This window comes from Polaribacter marinaquae (assembly GCF_038019025.1).
In the GTDB taxonomy this organism is placed as follows: Bacteria; Bacteroidota; Bacteroidia; order Flavobacteriales; family Flavobacteriaceae; genus Polaribacter; species Polaribacter marinaquae.
Window position 1 is genome coordinate 1,039,608 of the sequence record NZ_CP150496.1, and the last position, 16,686, is coordinate 1,056,293.

Annotated in this window: 14 protein-coding genes; 6 read left to right on the top strand and 8 right to left on the bottom strand. The window is 29.4% G+C overall.

The features are described from left to right. Position 1 precedes the first annotated feature (1 nt). The 4 genes from WG950_RS04755 to WG950_RS04770 are packed head-to-tail and all read right to left on the bottom strand — an operon-like array spanning position 2 to position 5,187. Entirely contained in the window at positions 2 to 1,267 is a 1,266-nt protein-coding gene (locus tag WG950_RS04755) for a glycosyltransferase family 4 protein (protein WP_340934475.1), read from the bottom strand. Next, the gene (locus WG950_RS04760) at positions 1,264 to 2,454 is read right to left on the bottom strand and encodes a glycosyltransferase family 4 protein (protein ID WP_340934477.1); all 1,191 of its coding nucleotides are present in this window, start codon (positions 2,452 to 2,454) and stop codon (positions 1,264 to 1,266) included. The genes WG950_RS04755 and WG950_RS04760 overlap by 4 nt, the downstream gene beginning before the upstream one ends. Further along, positions 2,451 to 4,886, bottom strand: coding sequence for a YfhO family protein (locus WG950_RS04765; protein WP_340935238.1), 2,436 nt, complete (start codon positions 4,884 to 4,886; stop codon positions 2,451 to 2,453). The genes WG950_RS04760 and WG950_RS04765 overlap by 4 nt, the downstream gene beginning before the upstream one ends. A 37-nt stretch (positions 4,887 to 4,923) precedes the next feature. Continuing rightward, the gene (locus WG950_RS04770; protein WP_340934478.1) at positions 4,924 to 5,187 is read right to left on the bottom strand and encodes a DUF4834 family protein; all 264 of its coding nucleotides are present in this window, start codon (positions 5,185 to 5,187) and stop codon (positions 4,924 to 4,926) included. 140 nt (positions 5,188 to 5,327) lie between these two features. Here WG950_RS04770 and WG950_RS04775 point away from each other — a divergent pair, with 140 nt between their 5' ends. From WG950_RS04775 to WG950_RS04800, 6 genes are read left to right on the top strand one after another with little or no spacing between them, the layout of a single operon-like run. Beyond that, positions 5,328 to 6,539, top strand: coding sequence for a transporter (locus WG950_RS04775; protein WP_340934479.1), 1,212 nt, complete (start codon positions 5,328 to 5,330; stop codon positions 6,537 to 6,539). A 15-nt stretch (positions 6,540 to 6,554) separates the two neighbouring features. Then, positions 6,555 to 7,676: a GTP cyclohydrolase gene (locus WG950_RS04780; protein WP_340934482.1), complete on the top strand. Its 1,122-nt coding sequence runs from the start codon at positions 6,555 to 6,557 to the stop codon at positions 7,674 to 7,676. Between the two features lie 22 nt (positions 7,677 to 7,698). Beyond that, positions 7,699 to 8,406 (top strand): 16S rRNA (uracil(1498)-N(3))-methyltransferase, encoded by a 708-nt coding sequence (locus WG950_RS04785; RefSeq protein ID WP_340934483.1) that lies wholly within the window; start codon positions 7,699 to 7,701, stop codon positions 8,404 to 8,406. A 39-nt stretch (positions 8,407 to 8,445) separates the two neighbouring features. Beyond that, complete coding sequence (locus WG950_RS04790) at positions 8,446 to 9,087, top strand: DUF4159 domain-containing protein (protein ID WP_340934485.1); 642 nt, start codon at positions 8,446 to 8,448, stop codon at positions 9,085 to 9,087. A gap of 37 nt (positions 9,088 to 9,124) precedes the next feature. After that, positions 9,125 to 10,048: a bile acid:sodium symporter family protein gene (locus WG950_RS04795; protein ID WP_340934487.1), complete on the top strand. Its 924-nt coding sequence runs from the start codon at positions 9,125 to 9,127 to the stop codon at positions 10,046 to 10,048. Positions 10,049 to 10,051: 3 nt separating this feature from the next. Beyond that, complete coding sequence (locus tag WG950_RS04800; protein WP_340934488.1) at positions 10,052 to 11,113, top strand: 1-acyl-sn-glycerol-3-phosphate acyltransferase; 1,062 nt, start codon at positions 10,052 to 10,054, stop codon at positions 11,111 to 11,113. 143 nt (positions 11,114 to 11,256) lie between these two features. Here WG950_RS04800 and WG950_RS04805 read toward each other — a convergent pair whose 3' ends face one another. From WG950_RS04805 to WG950_RS04820, 4 genes are all read right to left on the bottom strand, one after another. Beyond that, positions 11,257 to 14,175: a glycoside hydrolase family 3 N-terminal domain-containing protein gene (locus WG950_RS04805; protein ID WP_340934489.1), complete on the bottom strand. Its 2,919-nt coding sequence runs from the start codon at positions 14,173 to 14,175 to the stop codon at positions 11,257 to 11,259. Between the two features lie 194 nt (positions 14,176 to 14,369). Then, complete coding sequence (locus WG950_RS04810; RefSeq protein ID WP_077808777.1) at positions 14,370 to 14,855, bottom strand: ABC transporter ATPase; 486 nt, start codon at positions 14,853 to 14,855, stop codon at positions 14,370 to 14,372. A 46-nt stretch (positions 14,856 to 14,901) separates the two neighbouring features. Next, positions 14,902 to 15,729, bottom strand: coding sequence for an exonuclease domain-containing protein (locus tag WG950_RS04815; protein WP_340934492.1), 828 nt, complete (start codon positions 15,727 to 15,729; stop codon positions 14,902 to 14,904). A gap of 56 nt (positions 15,730 to 15,785) precedes the next feature. Beyond that, positions 15,786 to 16,640, bottom strand: a complete 855-nt coding sequence (locus tag WG950_RS04820) for a PPK2 family polyphosphate kinase (RefSeq protein WP_340934493.1) — start codon at positions 16,638 to 16,640, stop codon at positions 15,786 to 15,788. Positions 16,641 to 16,686 lie beyond the last annotated feature (46 nt).

Sequence of the window (16,686 nt, forward strand, 5' to 3'; positions counted from 1 at the left end):
TCTACGAAGTTATGTTTTTTAGAATAGAGGCTAGATTTTTCGTCAACTCTTTTCTATGATATTTTTTTATGTCGCTAGATGTAACCAACAATTTATTATTTTTAAAATCGTTATATAACGATTTAATTTCTTCTGATAATTTTATTTCATTATCAAAATTTACAATCTTACCAGCGTTTGTTTCCTCTAAAATTGTGGCCAAATCTCCTTTTTCTGGTCCGATGGCTAAAATAGGTCTTTTAGCTGTTAAATACTCAAATAACTTTCCTGTTAAAACACCTTCATTATTTAATACATTCGGAATTAATAATAATAAAACCTGAGATTTTTTTTGATACTCGATCGCTTTATGATGTGGTAAATACCCTAAGAATGTAGTGTTTTCTGATAAATTAAATCGTTGTATATCTTGCTTTACATCATTTACAATATCTCCAATAAAATTAATTTGTAAGTCGTTTTTAAAACTTGAATCTTGTAAACAAAGTTTTTCTAAAACTTTAAACAATACTGTTGGATTGCTTTGTTTGGGTAACAAACCAATATATGAAATTGTAAATTTTTTATCTAATCTTATGATATTTTTAGTCACAACTTCATCATCGAAACCATTGGTAATAACCTCTACTCTTTTTGCTGTTTTTAAAAACTCCCTTTTTAAAGTGTTACTAACAGTTAGTATACAATCAGCATTTTTTAAAACTGATTTTTCTAATTTAATATTTTTATTTTTTGCAAAAGATAACTGATTAAAGTCTTTATTATAATATAAGTTTGACCAAGGATCACGAAAATCTGCAACCCATTTTAGATTATTCTTTTGATGCAATTTTTGCGCAATTAAATGCATACTATGTGGCGGCCCTGTGGAAATTATTACATCAATTTCAGAAGAATCGATAATTTTCTGCAAATATTTAACCGATGAATTCACCCAAAAGATTTTAGGATCTGGAATAAAGAAATTTCCTCTAATAAAAGACAAAAATCCGCCATTACTAACATTAGAAACACCTTTTTTTTGTTTACTATTTTTTTTCCAAAATAATAAATCTGTTGGTTCCCAAATTGGTTGTTTTAAAATCTTAATATTTTTAGGAACTTCATTAAGTAATGTTTTATCTTCTTTTGGATAGTTTGCATTATCAACGGTATACACTATTGGTTCAATATCAAAATTCTGTAAATATTTTACAAATTTTAACCAACGCTGAACGCCAGAACCACCTGCAGGAGGCCAATAATATGTGATTATTAGAACTTTCAATCGATTAAATTGTTATACAGGTTCAGTAACTTTTTAGACGTTTCTTCCCAACAAAATTCGTTTATAATAAAATTCTTACCGTTTTTACCTAAGTTATTTCTTAGCGAAGCATCTTTATATAAAATTTGAATTTTAGCTGTAAAATCTTGGCTATCTTTTTGTTCGTGCACCAAACCAGCATTTGCTTTTTCTACCAGTTTTTTCTGAGCAATAGCATTACTAACCAAAAGAGGTTTTGCAAAACTCATGTATTGAAAAATCTTATTTGCATAAGCAACATCGTGCTGTAAATTTCTGTGCAAAGGCGATATACAAACGGCACTTGCCAAAATATAAGATTGAAAAAGAGAAACATCTTGCCAACCTTCAAAATCTACCAATTTTTCTAGATTTAAATCTTTAACTTGTTTCTTTAAAATTGCATCGGTAGTATTTCTACCAACGATAACCAACTTTATTTCTGGTATAGATTTTTTCAATTGGTTTACAGCAGTAATCGCTGTTTGTAATCCTCTTCTAAGATGCGTATCACCTAAATAAAGAATTACAAAATTGTTTTTATATTTTTCTAAAATAGTTTCTTTTACAGTAAAATTTTCGAAGAAAGATTTTCTAATCGTATTTGGTACAAGTACCAATTTATCCTTTTGTTTTGGTAATCTTTGTGCTAAAGTTTCTAAAAATTCTGGCGATACAGAAATTACTTTATCTGCTTTTGCTATAAACTCTTCCTCTTTGATTTTCCATTTTTTTGGAGAAATAATATACTTTCCAGGAAATTTCTGTAAATGAGGATACAATTTCATCACCTCTGGCATATTATCATGCAAATCTAAAACTACAGGTAGTTTTTTATTCTTGTTCGATTTAAAAACAGCTTCTGCTATTCTCATATCATGAATGTGAATTGCTTCTATATCATTCTCTGCTATAAATTTCGATATTTTCTTTTTCATTAAAAAAGAATATAACGGAATGGTATAAGCCAATGCAGATAGTTTATATTCTAACTTATTAGATGTAAATCGTTTTACTTTTATACCGTTTATTACCTCTGATGGCTTTTGATCACCATAATTTAGACAAAATAAAAAAACTTCATGTCCATCGTTTACCAAAGAAATAGCTTCATTTTCTACTCTTGGATCTGGAGGAAAAGAAGCATCTAGAATCATTCCTATTTTCATGCTCCTTTACGTTTCTTCTTCTCGTCATAAAAAAACCATCCGGCAGAAACAACAATTAATAATGCGTAAGAAATCAACGAAAATATTTTTCCTTCTTTAATTACTTTTGGTTCAAATTTAAATGTAATTTCATGATTTCCTGCAGGAATCTCCATTCCTCTTAAAACATAATTTACGTTGTAATACGGCACTAATTTTCCGTCTAAATAAGCATTCCAGCCATCTTCATAATAGATTTCAGAAAAAACAGCGAATTGTGCTTTCGTAGAACTTGATTGATATTTTAAATTCGTAACATCATTACTAATCAATTTAATTGTTGCTGTAGAATCTTTTTCAACAAATAAATTTTCTTTTAATTTACTAAAATTCTCTTTTAAAATTACAGCAGTATTTTTAGTATTTAAAGAATCTAAAGCTTGTATTTCTTCATTTGCATTGTTTACAGAAATTAACTTTTCTACAAACCAAACATTACCGTTTGCTTCGATATTTTGTTGTGCTTGAACGTTCCCTTTATTATCTGGCACAATAAAATACTTGGTATTTAGCATGTTTAAAACTTGCATATTATTCTTTGCAATTTGATAATCAAATAGCTCTTGATAACGACCAAGTTTAGCAGCATGATAACCACCAATAGAATTATGAAAGTAAGATGTACTTCCATCATTCATAGGATCAACAGAAAAATTTGCTACTCTAAAATAAGATGTATCTTTTAAAATTGCTTTATCAGCACTTGAAGCTACAAATGGTTTTTCTATTTTTCTTGATGATTTAAAATCGTCTGCATTTACATAATTAAGATTTACAGATAACAAATCGAAAAGAATTAAAACAGTTATTGCTATAATGGCTAAGGGTATTTTGATTTTCTTTTTTAAAGTAAACCATAACACAGCACCAGAAATAAGAACCATTACTAGAGATTTAACTGTATCTGAAAATAACATTGCTTTTCTGTCTGCAATTACTGCGTCTAAAAACCCAGGAACTTCACTATACTGTTGCGCATCTCTTAATCCTTCAAAAGTTCCGAAAATATGAGCAAAACCAAAACCTACTATTATTAAACCACCAAATACGATAACTGCCTTTTTTAGAGCTGCTTGTTTCTCGTTTAACTCTAGAGAACTAGAAAACAGTTCTTTTAAACCTAAAACACCTAAAATTGGCACACACAATTCTGCAATTACCTGTATTGATGAAACTGCTCTAAATTTATTGTAAAGTGGTACATAATCAATAAAAAAGTTAGTAATCACCTCAAAATTTCTACCCCAACTTAAAATAATAGAAAAGATTGTTGCAGCAACTAACCATTCTTTTATTCTTCCTTTTACTAAAAATAACCCTAAAAAAAACAGAAAAAATACAACAACACCAATATACGCAGGTGCTTCTACAATTGGTTGATCTCCCCAATACGTTAAAACTTGTTTCGAATATTCTTTGGCTGTTTTTTTATCTGTTTTTTCTTCAATAAACTCATAAAAGTTAGAATTCTCTCCTAATTCTTCTACAGTTCCACCGCCCATAAAACGCGGAATAAATAAATTAAAAGTTTCTAATTTAGAGTAACTGTATTGAGTTATGTAAGATTTATCTAAACCTTCTGTAGCCTTTTTTGTAGAACCGTCTAGATTAATTGTTAATTCTGATTTTCCTCTTGTACTGTGTTCAGAATATTCTTTCATTGCCATTAATCTTGGCGCATTTGCTCCTATACCTAAAACTACAGCTGCAATAATTACTGCTGCTTGTTTTATAAATAATTGCACCTTACGTTCTTTAATCGCATTAATTAATTCTACCAAACCAAGAATTAATAAACAGAAACCTAAATAGTAGGTCATTTGAATATGGTTAGCATAAATTTCTAAAGCCATTGCCAAACCTGTAACAATAAAACCTAAAACAAACTTTCTATTAAAAATCCAAATAACACCCGCTAAAACTAAAGGCATATATGCAATTGCATGGGCCTTTGCATTGTGACCTGCACCAAATATTATAATTAGATAAGTAGAAAACCCAAAGGATAAAGCACCTAAAATTGCCAATCTCCATTTAACTTTTAACGCCATCATCAACACAAAAAAGCTTAAAAAATACAAAAATGTATAATCTGCAGGTCTTGGTAAAAATCTAAGTAATTTATCTACACTTCTTACAATATCGTTTGGATAATAAGCACTTAAAGGATAAGCTGGCATTCCGCTAAAAGAAGCATCTGTCCAATAAGGTTCTTCGTTATTATCTGCTCTATAATCATTAATATCTTTCACCATTCCTCTAAATTGAGTAATGTCTGATTGATTTAATTTTTGACCTTTTAAAACAGGATGAAAGTAAATTAAAGAAGCTATTATAAATACAAGAATTGCTACTAAATAAGGAAAAAGTTTGTTAAGTTTCAATTTTAAAATTGTTTTAGGTTGCTATTTATTTTGAAGCGACTTTAGTCTAATCGATTTCTTCAAAATCTACATACTCACCAACAGACTTTTTACTTTCTTTTTGGTTTCCTGGTTTTTTATCTATAATTGTTTCACCTTCTTTTACAGAAGGGTTTTGTGCTTGTCTTTGCTGCCCTCCAAATTGTTGTTCTGCTTTCTTTTGAATAGTTTCTGCTGCTTTTTTCATTAAAAAAGGCGCAAAAAGTCTTGCTAAAAATTTAAACGCATAATAAAATAAGAAAATAAAAAAGAGTGTTTTAAGTAAACCCATTTATAAATTTAATTTAAAAATATATCAAAAATAACAATTTGAGTACAATTGAGACGTTATGAATCTATAAAAGTTTCTTAAACCTAAAAAAGTAGTGTTTGCCTTTATAAAACAGCTTTTTTGTTCTATGTTTGTGAAGCATGTTAGATTTAAAATGTAAACTCTATTCTTTTTCTATGAATGTAAATAAATTTCAGCTATTTATTGTTGTTTTTTTTAGTTGTGTTGCTTCTAATTTTGCGCAATATACAGATGTTATAAACTCTAATAAACCTGGTTTTTCTGAAAGCCCGTATAGTGTTGGGACAGGAGTTTACCAGTTTGAAAGCAATGTTTTTTATAGAAACACAAGTATAGAACCTACGTTTTCTAGACCAGAATCTTTAGGTTTAGATCTTTTATTTAGAACCAGTTTCCTTTTTGAAAAACTAGAATTAAATACACAATTAACCTATCAAAGAGATAAAGTAGCTTTTAAAAATATTTTTACATCGAGTTACGACGTATCTGGTTTTAGCCGAGTTACTGTTGGCGCTAAATATTTGGTTTATCAACAAGAATACGAAGACAAATCTAAAGAAGTAAGAAGCTGGAAAAGAAGACACGCATTCGATACAAAAAGATTAATACCTTCTGTTGCCGTTTACCTTGGTATGAATACTGATTTTGTAAGTGAAATTCATAAAACGGGTAGCATTACGCCAAAAGTAGGAATCCTTTTACAACATAATCTTACACAAGATTTTAATGTAATTACCAATGTTTTTTATGATAATATTGGTTCAGATTTTTCTGAGTTTTCTTACATCATAACGGCTACACAAAATTTTAGCGACCAATGGTCTGCATTTATAGAAAATCAAACTATTTTTCAAGAATACCAAAATAACACCAACTTAGGCTTGGGGTTAGCCTATTTATATGATACAAATTTACAATTTAACACTTCTGCAAGGTTACTTTTTGAAGGCCAATCTAAAGGTTATTACGCTAGTTTAGGAATTTCGTATAGAATAAACAGACATAGAGATTCTTTTATAGAATTAGATGATAATGGTCAAGAAATTAAAGACACACCAATATCTCGCTACAACAAAAAACAAAGTAGCTTTTTTAATAGGTTTTTTAATATCTTTAAAAAGAAAGATAAAAATACTAGATCTAGACCAACCAGAACAAGAAAAGCAACTTCAAAGAAAAAAACTGGTGGTTTTTTAGGTATCTTCGGAAAGAAAAAAAAGAAAGCCACAAAGAAAGAAACAGAAATTGAAAAATTAGAAAGAGAAATTAAAGAGCTAGAAAAAGAGATGAAGAAAGAAGATCAGAAAAAGAAAAAAAACGATAATAATTAGACGCTACTTTTTACAATGATTACCTTAAAAAAAATAAATACTAAAAAGGAAATGAAACAGTTTGTAACATTTCCTTTTTCATTATATAAAGACAATAAATATTGGGTACCACCAATAATTAAAGATGAAGTAGATAATTTCGACCCAAATAAAAATCCTGTTTTTGAAAATGCTGATGCTCAATTTTTTGTAGCGATTAGAGATGGTAAAATTGTAGGTAGAATTGTAGCGATTATCAATTGGTTTGAAATTGAAAAACAACAAATAAAAAAAATGCGTTTTGGTTGGTTTGATGTAATTGATGACATCGAAGTAACAAAAGTTCTTTTAGCCAAAGTTAAAGAAATTGGTTTAGCAAATAATTTAGAATATATAGAAGGACCTGTTGGTTTTAACAATTTAGATAAAACTGGCGTTTTAGTTGATGGTTTCGATCATATAGGCACCATGATTACTTGGTACAATCACCCATATTATAAAGATCATTTAGAAGAACTTGGCTTTGTAAAAGAAAAAGAATACTTAGAAAATAAATTTAAATTCGATAAAGTAGACAAAGTATATTTTGATAGAATTAGTAAGATTATTAAAAGGCGATTTAAGTTAAAAGCACTAGACTTTACAAAGACAAAAGACATTATGCCATATGTTGATGAAATGTTTGATGTTTTTGATAAATCGTACTCTAAACTTTCTTCTTTTGTACCAATTTCTGATGCTCAAATAGCTTTTTTTAAGAAAAAATACATTTCTTTTATCAACCCAGAATATATAAAGTTTGTTGTTGATGAGAATAATAAAGTTGTTGCTTTTGCAATTGTAATGCCCTCTTTTTCTGAAGCGCTTCAAAAAGCAAAAGGCAAACTATTTCCGTTTGGTATATTTCATCTTTTAAAAGCAAGAAAACATGCTAAAGATGTTACTTTTTATTTAATTGGTGTACATCCAGAGTATCAAAACAAAGGTGTCCATGCAATTATTTTCGATCAATACACAAAAACATTTGGTCCTTTAGGAATAGACAATTGTATTAGAACGCCAGAGTTAGAAGACAATGAAGCAATTAAAAAATTATGGGAAAACTTTGATCCTGTAACTCATAAACGAAGACGAACTTACAAAAAGAGTATTGTTTAATAATTCTGATAAAATCTAACAAATGCAATTATTTTATAATTCAGAAATTTCTACAGAAACACAAGAAATTACTTTCGATAAAATTGAAAGCAAACATATTGTACGTGTTTTAAGAAAAAAAGAAGGAGATATTCTTAAAATAACAAATGGTAAAGGCTTTTTATTTGATGTAGAAATTATTTTAGCAAGCGATAAAAAGTGTTTAGCTAAGGTTACTTCTTTTACTGAAAAACAAAAACCTTGGCAATATTATTTACATGTTGCAATTGCGCCTACAAAAAATAACGATAGAATAGAATGGTTTTTAGAAAAAGCAACAGAAATTGGTATCGATGAAATTACACCAATTATTTGTTCTAATTCAGAAAGAAGGATTGTAAAATTAGAACGATTTGAAAAAATTATTCAGTCTGCCATGAAACAATCGTTAAAATTTACGTTGCCAAAATTAAACGAACCTGTAAAATTTAATGATTTTATCAATCAAGATTTTGATGGCAAAACATGTATTGCACATTGTGAAGAGCAAGATAAAAATCTATTAAAGTCTGTAATAAATCCTGCTGAAAAAACAACTATACTTATAGGACCCGAAGGAGATTTTTCTATAGAAGAAATAAAAAAAGCATTAGAAAAGAAGTTTACACCTATTTCTTTAGGTGAAAGTAGATTACGAACAGAAACAGCAGCTTTAGTTGCTGTTAATACTATTTCGTTTATCAATCAATAAGTTTTTTCTTATATTGCTTTAAAATTTCCTAAATATTTTATGAAGCAACTTCTAACAATTACGTTTACCTTTTTACTAAGCATAATTTACGCACAAGATGTTGCTATTTTAAAGTATAATGGTGGCGGAGATTGGTACTCGAACCCTACAGCGGTTCCTAATTTAGTTGCTTTTGCTAACGCTAACATTAACACCAAAATTTCTAAAAACCCACAATCTGTTGCGGTAAGTAGCGAAGATATTTTTAATTTTCCCATTCTATTTATGACGGGTCATGGTAATGTTTTCTTTTCTGAAGATGATGCCGAAAACTTAAGAAACTATCTAATTTCTGGTGGCTTTTTACATATATCCGACAATTATGGTTTAGACAAATTCATTCGTAAAGAAATCAAAAAAGTTTTTCCAAAATTAGAATTTAAAGAAATACCAAGCTCACATAAAATTTACAATCAGACCTTTAAATTTCCAAACGGAATCCCAAAAATTCATGAACACGACAAAAAATCCGCACAAGGTTTTGGTATTTTTTTCGAAGGAAGACTTCTTGTTTTTTACGATTATGAAACAGATTTAAGTGATGGTTGGGAAGATCAAATAATACACAACAATCCGCAAAGTGTAAGAGAAAAAGCATTAAAAATGGGCGCTAACATAATTGAGTTCGCATTTAGTAATTAAGTTTTTTTTCTAAAATTAATCAATAAATATTCTTAAAATGAACGATCAAATAGATATCGATGCTATCAAAATAAATTTTGATTCTAGTGGTTTATGGGTTTTAAACATCGCTATTGGTATTATAATGTTTGGTGTTGCATTAGGTATTTCTATTGATGATTTTAAGCGTTTACTAAAAAACCCTAAAATACTTTTTGTTGGTGTACTATCTCAGTTTATCTTATTACCGGCTTTTACTTTTTTAATTATACTACTTTTAAAACCGCATCCTAGTTTTGCTCTCGGAATGATGATGATTGCAGCTTGCCCTGGCGGAAACGTTTCTAATTTTTTTAGTAAAATGGCTGGCGGTAATGCTGCTTTATCAGTTAGTTTAACAGCTTTTGCTACATTGATCTGTATTTTTATGACGCCTTTAAACCTTCAGTTTTGGGGAAGTTTATACGAACCTACAAACAGTATTTTAGAAACAGTTGCTTTAGATTGGGTCGATTTATTAAAACTAGTTTCTTTAATTTTAGGAATTCCTTTATTTTTTGGAATGTTGATCAAACATTACCATTCCGAAATGGCACAAAAAATAGAAAATGTTTTAAAACCATTATCGATGCTTGTATTTATCGCTTTGATTTTTATTGCATTTTCTCAGAATTTAGAAATCTTTGTAAACCATATTCATCACGTTTTATTTTTAGTAATTTTTCACAATATATTCGCTTATTTTTTAGGTTTTTACACTGCTAAAAGTTTTAAATTAAATAAAAAAGATACCAAAACTATTGCCATGGAAACTGGAATTCAAAATGGCGGATTGGGTTTATTATTAATTTTTGGTTTTTTTGACGGTTTAGGCGGAATGGCACTTTTGGCAGCTTTTTGGGGAATTTGGGACGTGTTTTCTGGAATTATATTGGCTACTTATTGGGGAAGAAATTCTAAAAAAGACACTTTAATCGAATAATTTATGCTTCAAAAAATTTGGTTTGCACTTGTATGGACTTATGTAAAACTTGGTTTATTTTTTTACAGTAAGAAGATTATAATTAAAGGCACAGAAAATATTCCAAAAAAAGGAGCAGTATTATTTGCTGTAAATCACCCTAACGGATTGGTAGATCCTTTATACGTTACTACAACTCACAATAGAAGAAACCATTACTTGGTTAGAGCCGCAACATTTAAAAACCCGATAGTTAAGAAAATTTTAGAATCTTTATACTTAATGCCCATTTATAGAATTCGAGATGGCATTAAGCAATTAGCAAACAATCAGCAAATTTTTGATAAATGCCACAGAATCTTTGAAAAAGGAGAAACTTTAATGATTTTTCCAGAAGGTAGTCATGATAAAAAAAGAACCATTAGACCTTTAAGTAAAGGGTTTACAAGAATTGTTTTTGGTGCGTTAGAAAAGCATGAAGATATAGATATAACTGTAATTCCGATTGGTTTAACGTATCAACATCCGTCAGATTATCCTGCTAAAATTATTATTAATTATGGCAAACCTATAAAAACAAGAGCTATTTATGATCATAATATACCTGCAAAAGCTATTAATATTTTAAAAGCAAGTGTTACCAAACAATTACAAAAACTGGCTGTTCATATTCCGGATGATGATAATTATGAAACCGTTTTACAAAAACTAAATAATGCACAAGTAGATTTTACTGAAGTAGATAAAGTAAATTCTATGATTCTAAAAAATAGTTTTCCAGAAGCAAAATCTCCTAAAAAAAATTATGTAAAACCGCTTTATTATGTAATAGTTTTAAATAGTTTGATTCCGGTTTTAATTTGGAAAAAAGTTTTTAAATTGATTAAAGAAGTTGAGTTTATAGATACTTTTCGATTTAGTGTTAATCTTTTAACGTTTACAATATTCTATTCTCTACAGGCATTAATAATCGCTTTAATTTACGGAAATAACGTGGCTTTATTTTATTTCACCTTTTCTTTATTCCTTGTTTTTATTTACACAAAACTGGCGCCAACCAACGCAAAAAAGTTTTTAAATCTGTAAAAAGTTGGCTTATAAGTTTAGCCCTGATTGCAGCAATTGTTTGAGCTCTTTTTTAGAGAAGTTTCGATTGTAAATTTTGAAGAATGAAAAATTGCAATTCGAACAAACTAAAAAAAGCGAGTGCGGAAAGCAGGAAATAGCTTCTAATTAATAATTGCGTCTTGAATTACTTGCTGAATTTTGGTTCTCATATTACTTCTAATCAAACCTCGATTATCCATGTTTGGATATACTCTGTTTGATAAAAACACATAAACCAATCCGCTTTTTGGATCTGCCCAAGTGTAGGTTCCTGTAAAACCAGAATGCCCAAAACTCTCTTCGGATACGCAACCACAAGTTGCTTTAACTCTAGGATTAAGTTGTGGTTTATCGAAACCTAGACCTCTTCTAACCTTTTCTTTAGAAAAATATCTATGATTAAATTTATCTATAGTTTCTGGTTTTAAATAACGTTTACCGCCATAAAAACCTTTTTGTAAATACATTTGCATTATTTTACCAACATCGTTTGCATTGGCAAATAAACCCGCATGACCACCAACACCACCTAACATTGCTGCGCCCATATCGTGCACATAGCCTTGCAGTAATTGATTTCTGTAATATGTATCTATTTCTGTAGGAACAATTTCATTTCTATGAAACTTTTTTAATGGTAAATATGTGGTTCTATCTGCACCCAAAGATTGATAAAAATTTTGATCTACTAGTTTATCTAAAGGTTTGTCGTATTGTAATTCTAAGGCTTCTTTAAAAATATAATATCCTAAATCGCTGTATTTGTAACCAACTCGTTCTCTTTGGTCTGCTTCTTTAATATATTTGTAAATGCTATCTTTATAATTATGATTGATAAATAAATTTTCTGCTACTTTAATATCAAATTTATTCGACTTTTTACTGCTATAAAACGTAGCCAAATTCTTACCTGTTATGCTGTCTTGCGTATCTTTATAAAACGGAATCCAAGCTTTTAATCTACCAAAATGAGATAAAACTTCTTTTACAGTAACTTTTTCTTTATTTGAGTTCGAAAAACTTGGTAAAATATCTCTTAAGCTAGCTGACAAAGGTATCCTTTGTTCTTCCTCTGCTTTCATTATTAAAGGCAACGATGCTAATATTTTAGTTAACGATGCTAAATCATATATATCAGAATTTTTAACTGGTATTTTTTTATCGTGTGTATGGTAACCATAACTTTTTTCTAAAACAACCTTACCATTTCTTGCTACAAATATTTGTAAACCTGGTGCCATTTTTTGGTTGATAATTGTATCGGCCATTTTATCGATAGCTGCCAATTTTATAGAAGACATTCCTACTGCTTCTGGTATTGTATATTCGAATCTACTAAGATTTGTGCTTGTTAACCCAAAACCTTCTTTAAATTCTGAACCAATAGAAACAGGCAATTTACCTTTTGCTGTAATTGCACCAAACAATATTTGTGCAGATACTTCTTGAGAAATTTTACTATTTTGATACGAAACAATTAAACCTTCGATATTAGCAAAACTTTTAACTTGTAATAAACTATACGGACTCGCAAAAACATCTAATATCACCGATTTTTCTCTCGCAATTTCTTGCAACCAAACCAATTCTTTATTCGTAAACTTATAGCTTTTCCAAGGATGCTGGTTTGATTTATGAAATCCAATAATTACATAATTATACGGTTTCAATTTTGTTATCAATCCGTCTAAATTTTTATCAGCAACAACATCTACTTTTGTATAATTTTTTAGCATGTCTACATAGGCTGTATTGTCTGCATCACCCAATTGTACATACGCTATTTTTTGCTTTTCTAAATCTCTAATTGGTAAATTACCATTTATATTTTTTAATAAAGTAATCGAGTTTTTTACCAATTCTCTGTGTAATAACTTATCTTCTACTCTATTTAAATCTTGTTCAATATTTTCTACTAAAACAGGTTTGTAGTTGTGTAAACCTGCCCAATATTTAGATTTTAATATTTTTCTTACAGAAAAATTTAATCGCTCTTCTGTTAACGTTTTTGTTTCCAAAGCCTTTTTAATTAAAGCTACAGAACCTGGTACATCTTGCGGAATCAACAACAAATCGTTACCAGCTTGTATCGCTGCTAAATCTATTTGTGCAGAAGTAGCATAATTGGTAGCACCTTTCATGTTTAAACCATCAGTAATTATTAAACCTTGAAAGCCTAATTTTTCTTGTAATAAATTTGTTACAACATTTTTAGAAAGTGATGTTGGCAACGTTGCATTTGGTTCTAAACTTGGTATGTTTAAATGCGCTGTCATTACACTTGCCAAACCAACGTCAAATGTTTTTTTGTACGGATACAATTCTATAGAATCTAAACGTGCTGCATCAAAATTTAAAACTGGTAAAGTATGATGAGAATCTGCTGCCGTGTCACCATGACCAGGAAAATGTTTACCATTTGCTAAAACACCTTCACTTTGCATACCTTTAATAAAAGCAATTGCTTTTGCAGTTACATTTTCTTTACTTTCACCAAAAGATCTATTTCCAATAATAGGATTTTCTGGATTTACGTTCACATCAATAACTGGTGCAAAATTTACATGAATTCCTATTCGTTTTGCATGTTGGCCTAAATGTTTACCAAATTTTGTAATTAAAGAATCGTTTCTAATGGCACCTAAAGTCATATTCCAAGGAAATCGATATGTGTTTTTTAAACGCATATCTAAACCCCATTCACCATCAAAACCAATTAACAAAGGTACTTTTGCAGAATCTTGATATCTATTATTTAAAATCGCCTGTTTTTCTGGCGTACCTTGCATAAAAATTAAACTACCAACATGATATTTTGTAATCATCTTGTTTATAAATCGCTCATGCTTTTCATCTAAATTAGAATACGCTTGCACCATAAAAAGCTGTCCAATTTTTTCATCAATAGACATACTATTCATTATACTATCTACCCAAATTTCTTGTGCAACAAAATCTTTAGTTCTTAACGGATCTAATCTTTGTGCACTTAAACTTAACGTAAAAGCAATTGCTAAAAAGGCTAATATATTCTTCTTCATTCTAATTCTTTCGATATTTTTTTTGCGTTTTAACAGGCTTTCGCTACTCGCTTTTTTTAGGTTTGTTCATCATACATTTTTTCTTCTTTCGTCAAAAAAATTACTCGAACTTTCACCTAAAAAAGAGCTCAAACAGACCGCTCTATCCTTAACGCAACTTCTTGCCAACAGGCTTTATTATACTAAAACAATAGTTATACCAAAAAGCGTTTATGCCAACTATCTTTTGCAGTAATTTCCCAATTATTTTCAAAATCTTCTTTGGTATTTACCATGTTGTTAAAAACAATTGTGTCTGCAGTAATTTTCTTCTCTTTTGCAAATCTTTGAAAATCAGATAATTTAACAAGGTTTATATTTTCGTTATCTTTAAAAGTAACGTTCATTTTATTCATTAAATCTAATTGTAATTCTTTTTCTAAAGCTTGTACAAAACGCACAGAACTATCTATAGAACAACCAGAAACATTGTTAAAACTTTCGTCTACTGCCAACACTAAAAACTGATTGTATTTGATAGTAAAAGAGCCTTTTAAATCATCTCCGTGACGTGTCCATTGGTTTATAAACTCTTCTGCTTTATCAGAAATAAACTGTATTTCATTTTCTGTAAATTCTCTATCTGCTTGGTAAATCCAAACGCGAGAGTTATTTGGTAAATTGTTATATGCTGTAAACATTATTTTTATTTTATTTTACAATTGTTATTCGTCAAAAAAAGTAATTCTATCTTAAATTAAACTTTTGTTGCAACGCTTGTAACTTTTCTGCATCCGTCATTTTCTTTTTTGGCGGATTCATTCTTTCTTTTATTTGTCTTAAAACCTTTTTTGTGTACAACGGAAAATCTGCATTTTGCATCCAGTTATTGTACCCAGGATTTTCTTTAAAAACTTCTTCTACCGTTCTGCCTTTATACTTTCCGAAAGAAAAAATCTCTTGCTTTTTATCGTTCATCAAAATAAAACCTGCAAAATCTGCTCTTTCGCCATGTGTAGAATATTCACTTAAAGCATCAACGCTGTTTTCTATATCGTCGTATTTATCTAACTGAGCTAACAAAATTTCGTACGTTGCATTTGTATCTGCTTCTGCACCATGAGCGCCTTCTAACTCTCTACCGCAATAAAACTGGTATCCTGCGCTTAATGTTCTTTGCTCTTTTTTATGAAAAATCACTTGTACATCAATTGCTTTTCTATCTTGCATATCAAAATCGATTCCGGCACGCATTAATTCTTCTGCTAAAAGTGGTATATCGAATCTATTAGAATTAAAACCTGCCAAATCACAACCTTCAATCATAGCGCTTACCTCTGTTGCCAACTCTTTAAAAGTTGGCTCATTTGCAATTTTTTCGTTTGTTATTCCATGAACATCTATAGAACTTTGTGGAATTTCAATCTCAGGATTTACCAACCACGTTTTACTTTCTTTATTTCCGTTAGGAAAAACTTTTAAAATTGCAATTTCTACAATTCTATCTGTGGCAATATTAACTCCTGTAGTTTCTAAATCGAAAAATACAATTGGTTTTGTTAAGTTTAAATTCATTTTTATATTTTCTAAAAGCAAAAAACTAAAACACAATATTTTAGTTTACCACTTATTTATTCGTTGTTTAATTGATTTTTAAATTCTTCGATTCTTGCGGCATCTTTAGCTGGCAATTCTGGTGCTCTAAAATCGTATTTATCTAATTCTTTTTTTAATATTTCTGCTAAAATATATCTAGCAGAAGGTTTATCATCTGCCGGAATTATAAACCAAGGTGCATTTTCTTTTGATGTTCTGTTTAATAAATCTTCATAACAAAACTGGTATTTATCCCACAATTTGCGCTCTTTTAAATCTCCTGCAGAAAATTTCCAATTCTTTTCTGGTATATTCAATCTTCTTAACAATCTATTTTTTTGTTCTTCTTTAGATAGATTTAAAAAGAATTTAAGAACTATCGTTCCGTTTTTTGCTAAATGACTTTCAAACTCATTAATTCTATCCATTCTATCATGATAAAAAGCATCGTCTAAATCGTCTAAACTTTTTACGGTTGGTATATTTTCGCCGAAAACATATTCTGGATGCACTCTTGTAACCAAAACATTTTCATAATGAGTTCTATTAAAAACACCTATTTTACCTTTTGCAGGCAAAGCTATATAATGCCTCCACATAAAGTCGTGTTTTAACTCTAATTCTGTAGGTACTTTAAAACTATGCACTTCTACACCTCTTGCATTTACGTCTTTAAATACCTCTCTAATTAAGCTATCTTTACCAGAAGTATCCATACCTTGTAAGCAAATTAACACACTATATTTACCTTCGGCATACATAGCGTCTTGCATTTTACTTATTTTTTTACGCAATTTTTTTAATGATTTTTCTGCGTCTTCTAGAACTTCTTTTGTATTAAAATCTTGTAATTTAATAGCACTAGAAACTCTATATTTTTCTGTTTTCATCTGATAAATATTAATTTTTAAAGATAAAAAAAATCTCTTTTTTATC

What these genes read in the sequence shown, in the direction of transcription:
- WG950_RS04760 (WP_340934477.1), bottom strand. Translation starts at nt 2,454, where the DNA reads ATGAAAATAGGAATGATTCTAGATGCTTCTTTTCCTCCAGATCCAAGA.
- WG950_RS04770 (WP_340934478.1), bottom strand. Translation starts at nt 5,187, where the DNA reads ATGGGTTTACTTAAAACACTCTTTTTTATTTTCTTATTTTATTATGCG.
- WG950_RS04775 (WP_340934479.1), top strand. Translation starts at nt 5,328, where the DNA reads ATGTTAGATTTAAAATGTAAACTCTATTCTTTTTCTATGAATGTAAAT.
- WG950_RS04780 (WP_340934482.1), top strand. Translation starts at nt 6,555, where the DNA reads ATGATTACCTTAAAAAAAATAAATACTAAAAAGGAAATGAAACAGTTT.
- WG950_RS04785 (WP_340934483.1), top strand. Translation starts at nt 7,699, where the DNA reads ATGCAATTATTTTATAATTCAGAAATTTCTACAGAAACACAAGAAATT.
- WG950_RS04790 (WP_340934485.1), top strand. Translation starts at nt 8,446, where the DNA reads ATGAAGCAACTTCTAACAATTACGTTTACCTTTTTACTAAGCATAATT.
- WG950_RS04795 (WP_340934487.1), top strand. Translation starts at nt 9,125, where the DNA reads ATGAACGATCAAATAGATATCGATGCTATCAAAATAAATTTTGATTCT.
- WG950_RS04800 (WP_340934488.1), top strand. Translation starts at nt 10,052, where the DNA reads ATGCTTCAAAAAATTTGGTTTGCACTTGTATGGACTTATGTAAAACTT.
- WG950_RS04805 (WP_340934489.1), bottom strand. Translation starts at nt 14,175, where the DNA reads ATGAAGAAGAATATATTAGCCTTTTTAGCAATTGCTTTTACGTTAAGT.
- WG950_RS04810 (WP_077808777.1), bottom strand. Translation starts at nt 14,855, where the DNA reads ATGTTTACAGCATATAACAATTTACCAAATAACTCTCGCGTTTGGATT.
- WG950_RS04815 (WP_340934492.1), bottom strand. Translation starts at nt 15,729, where the DNA reads ATGAATTTAAACTTAACAAAACCAATTGTATTTTTCGATTTAGAAACT.
- WG950_RS04820 (WP_340934493.1), bottom strand. Translation starts at nt 16,640, where the DNA reads ATGAAAACAGAAAAATATAGAGTTTCTAGTGCTATTAAATTACAAGAT.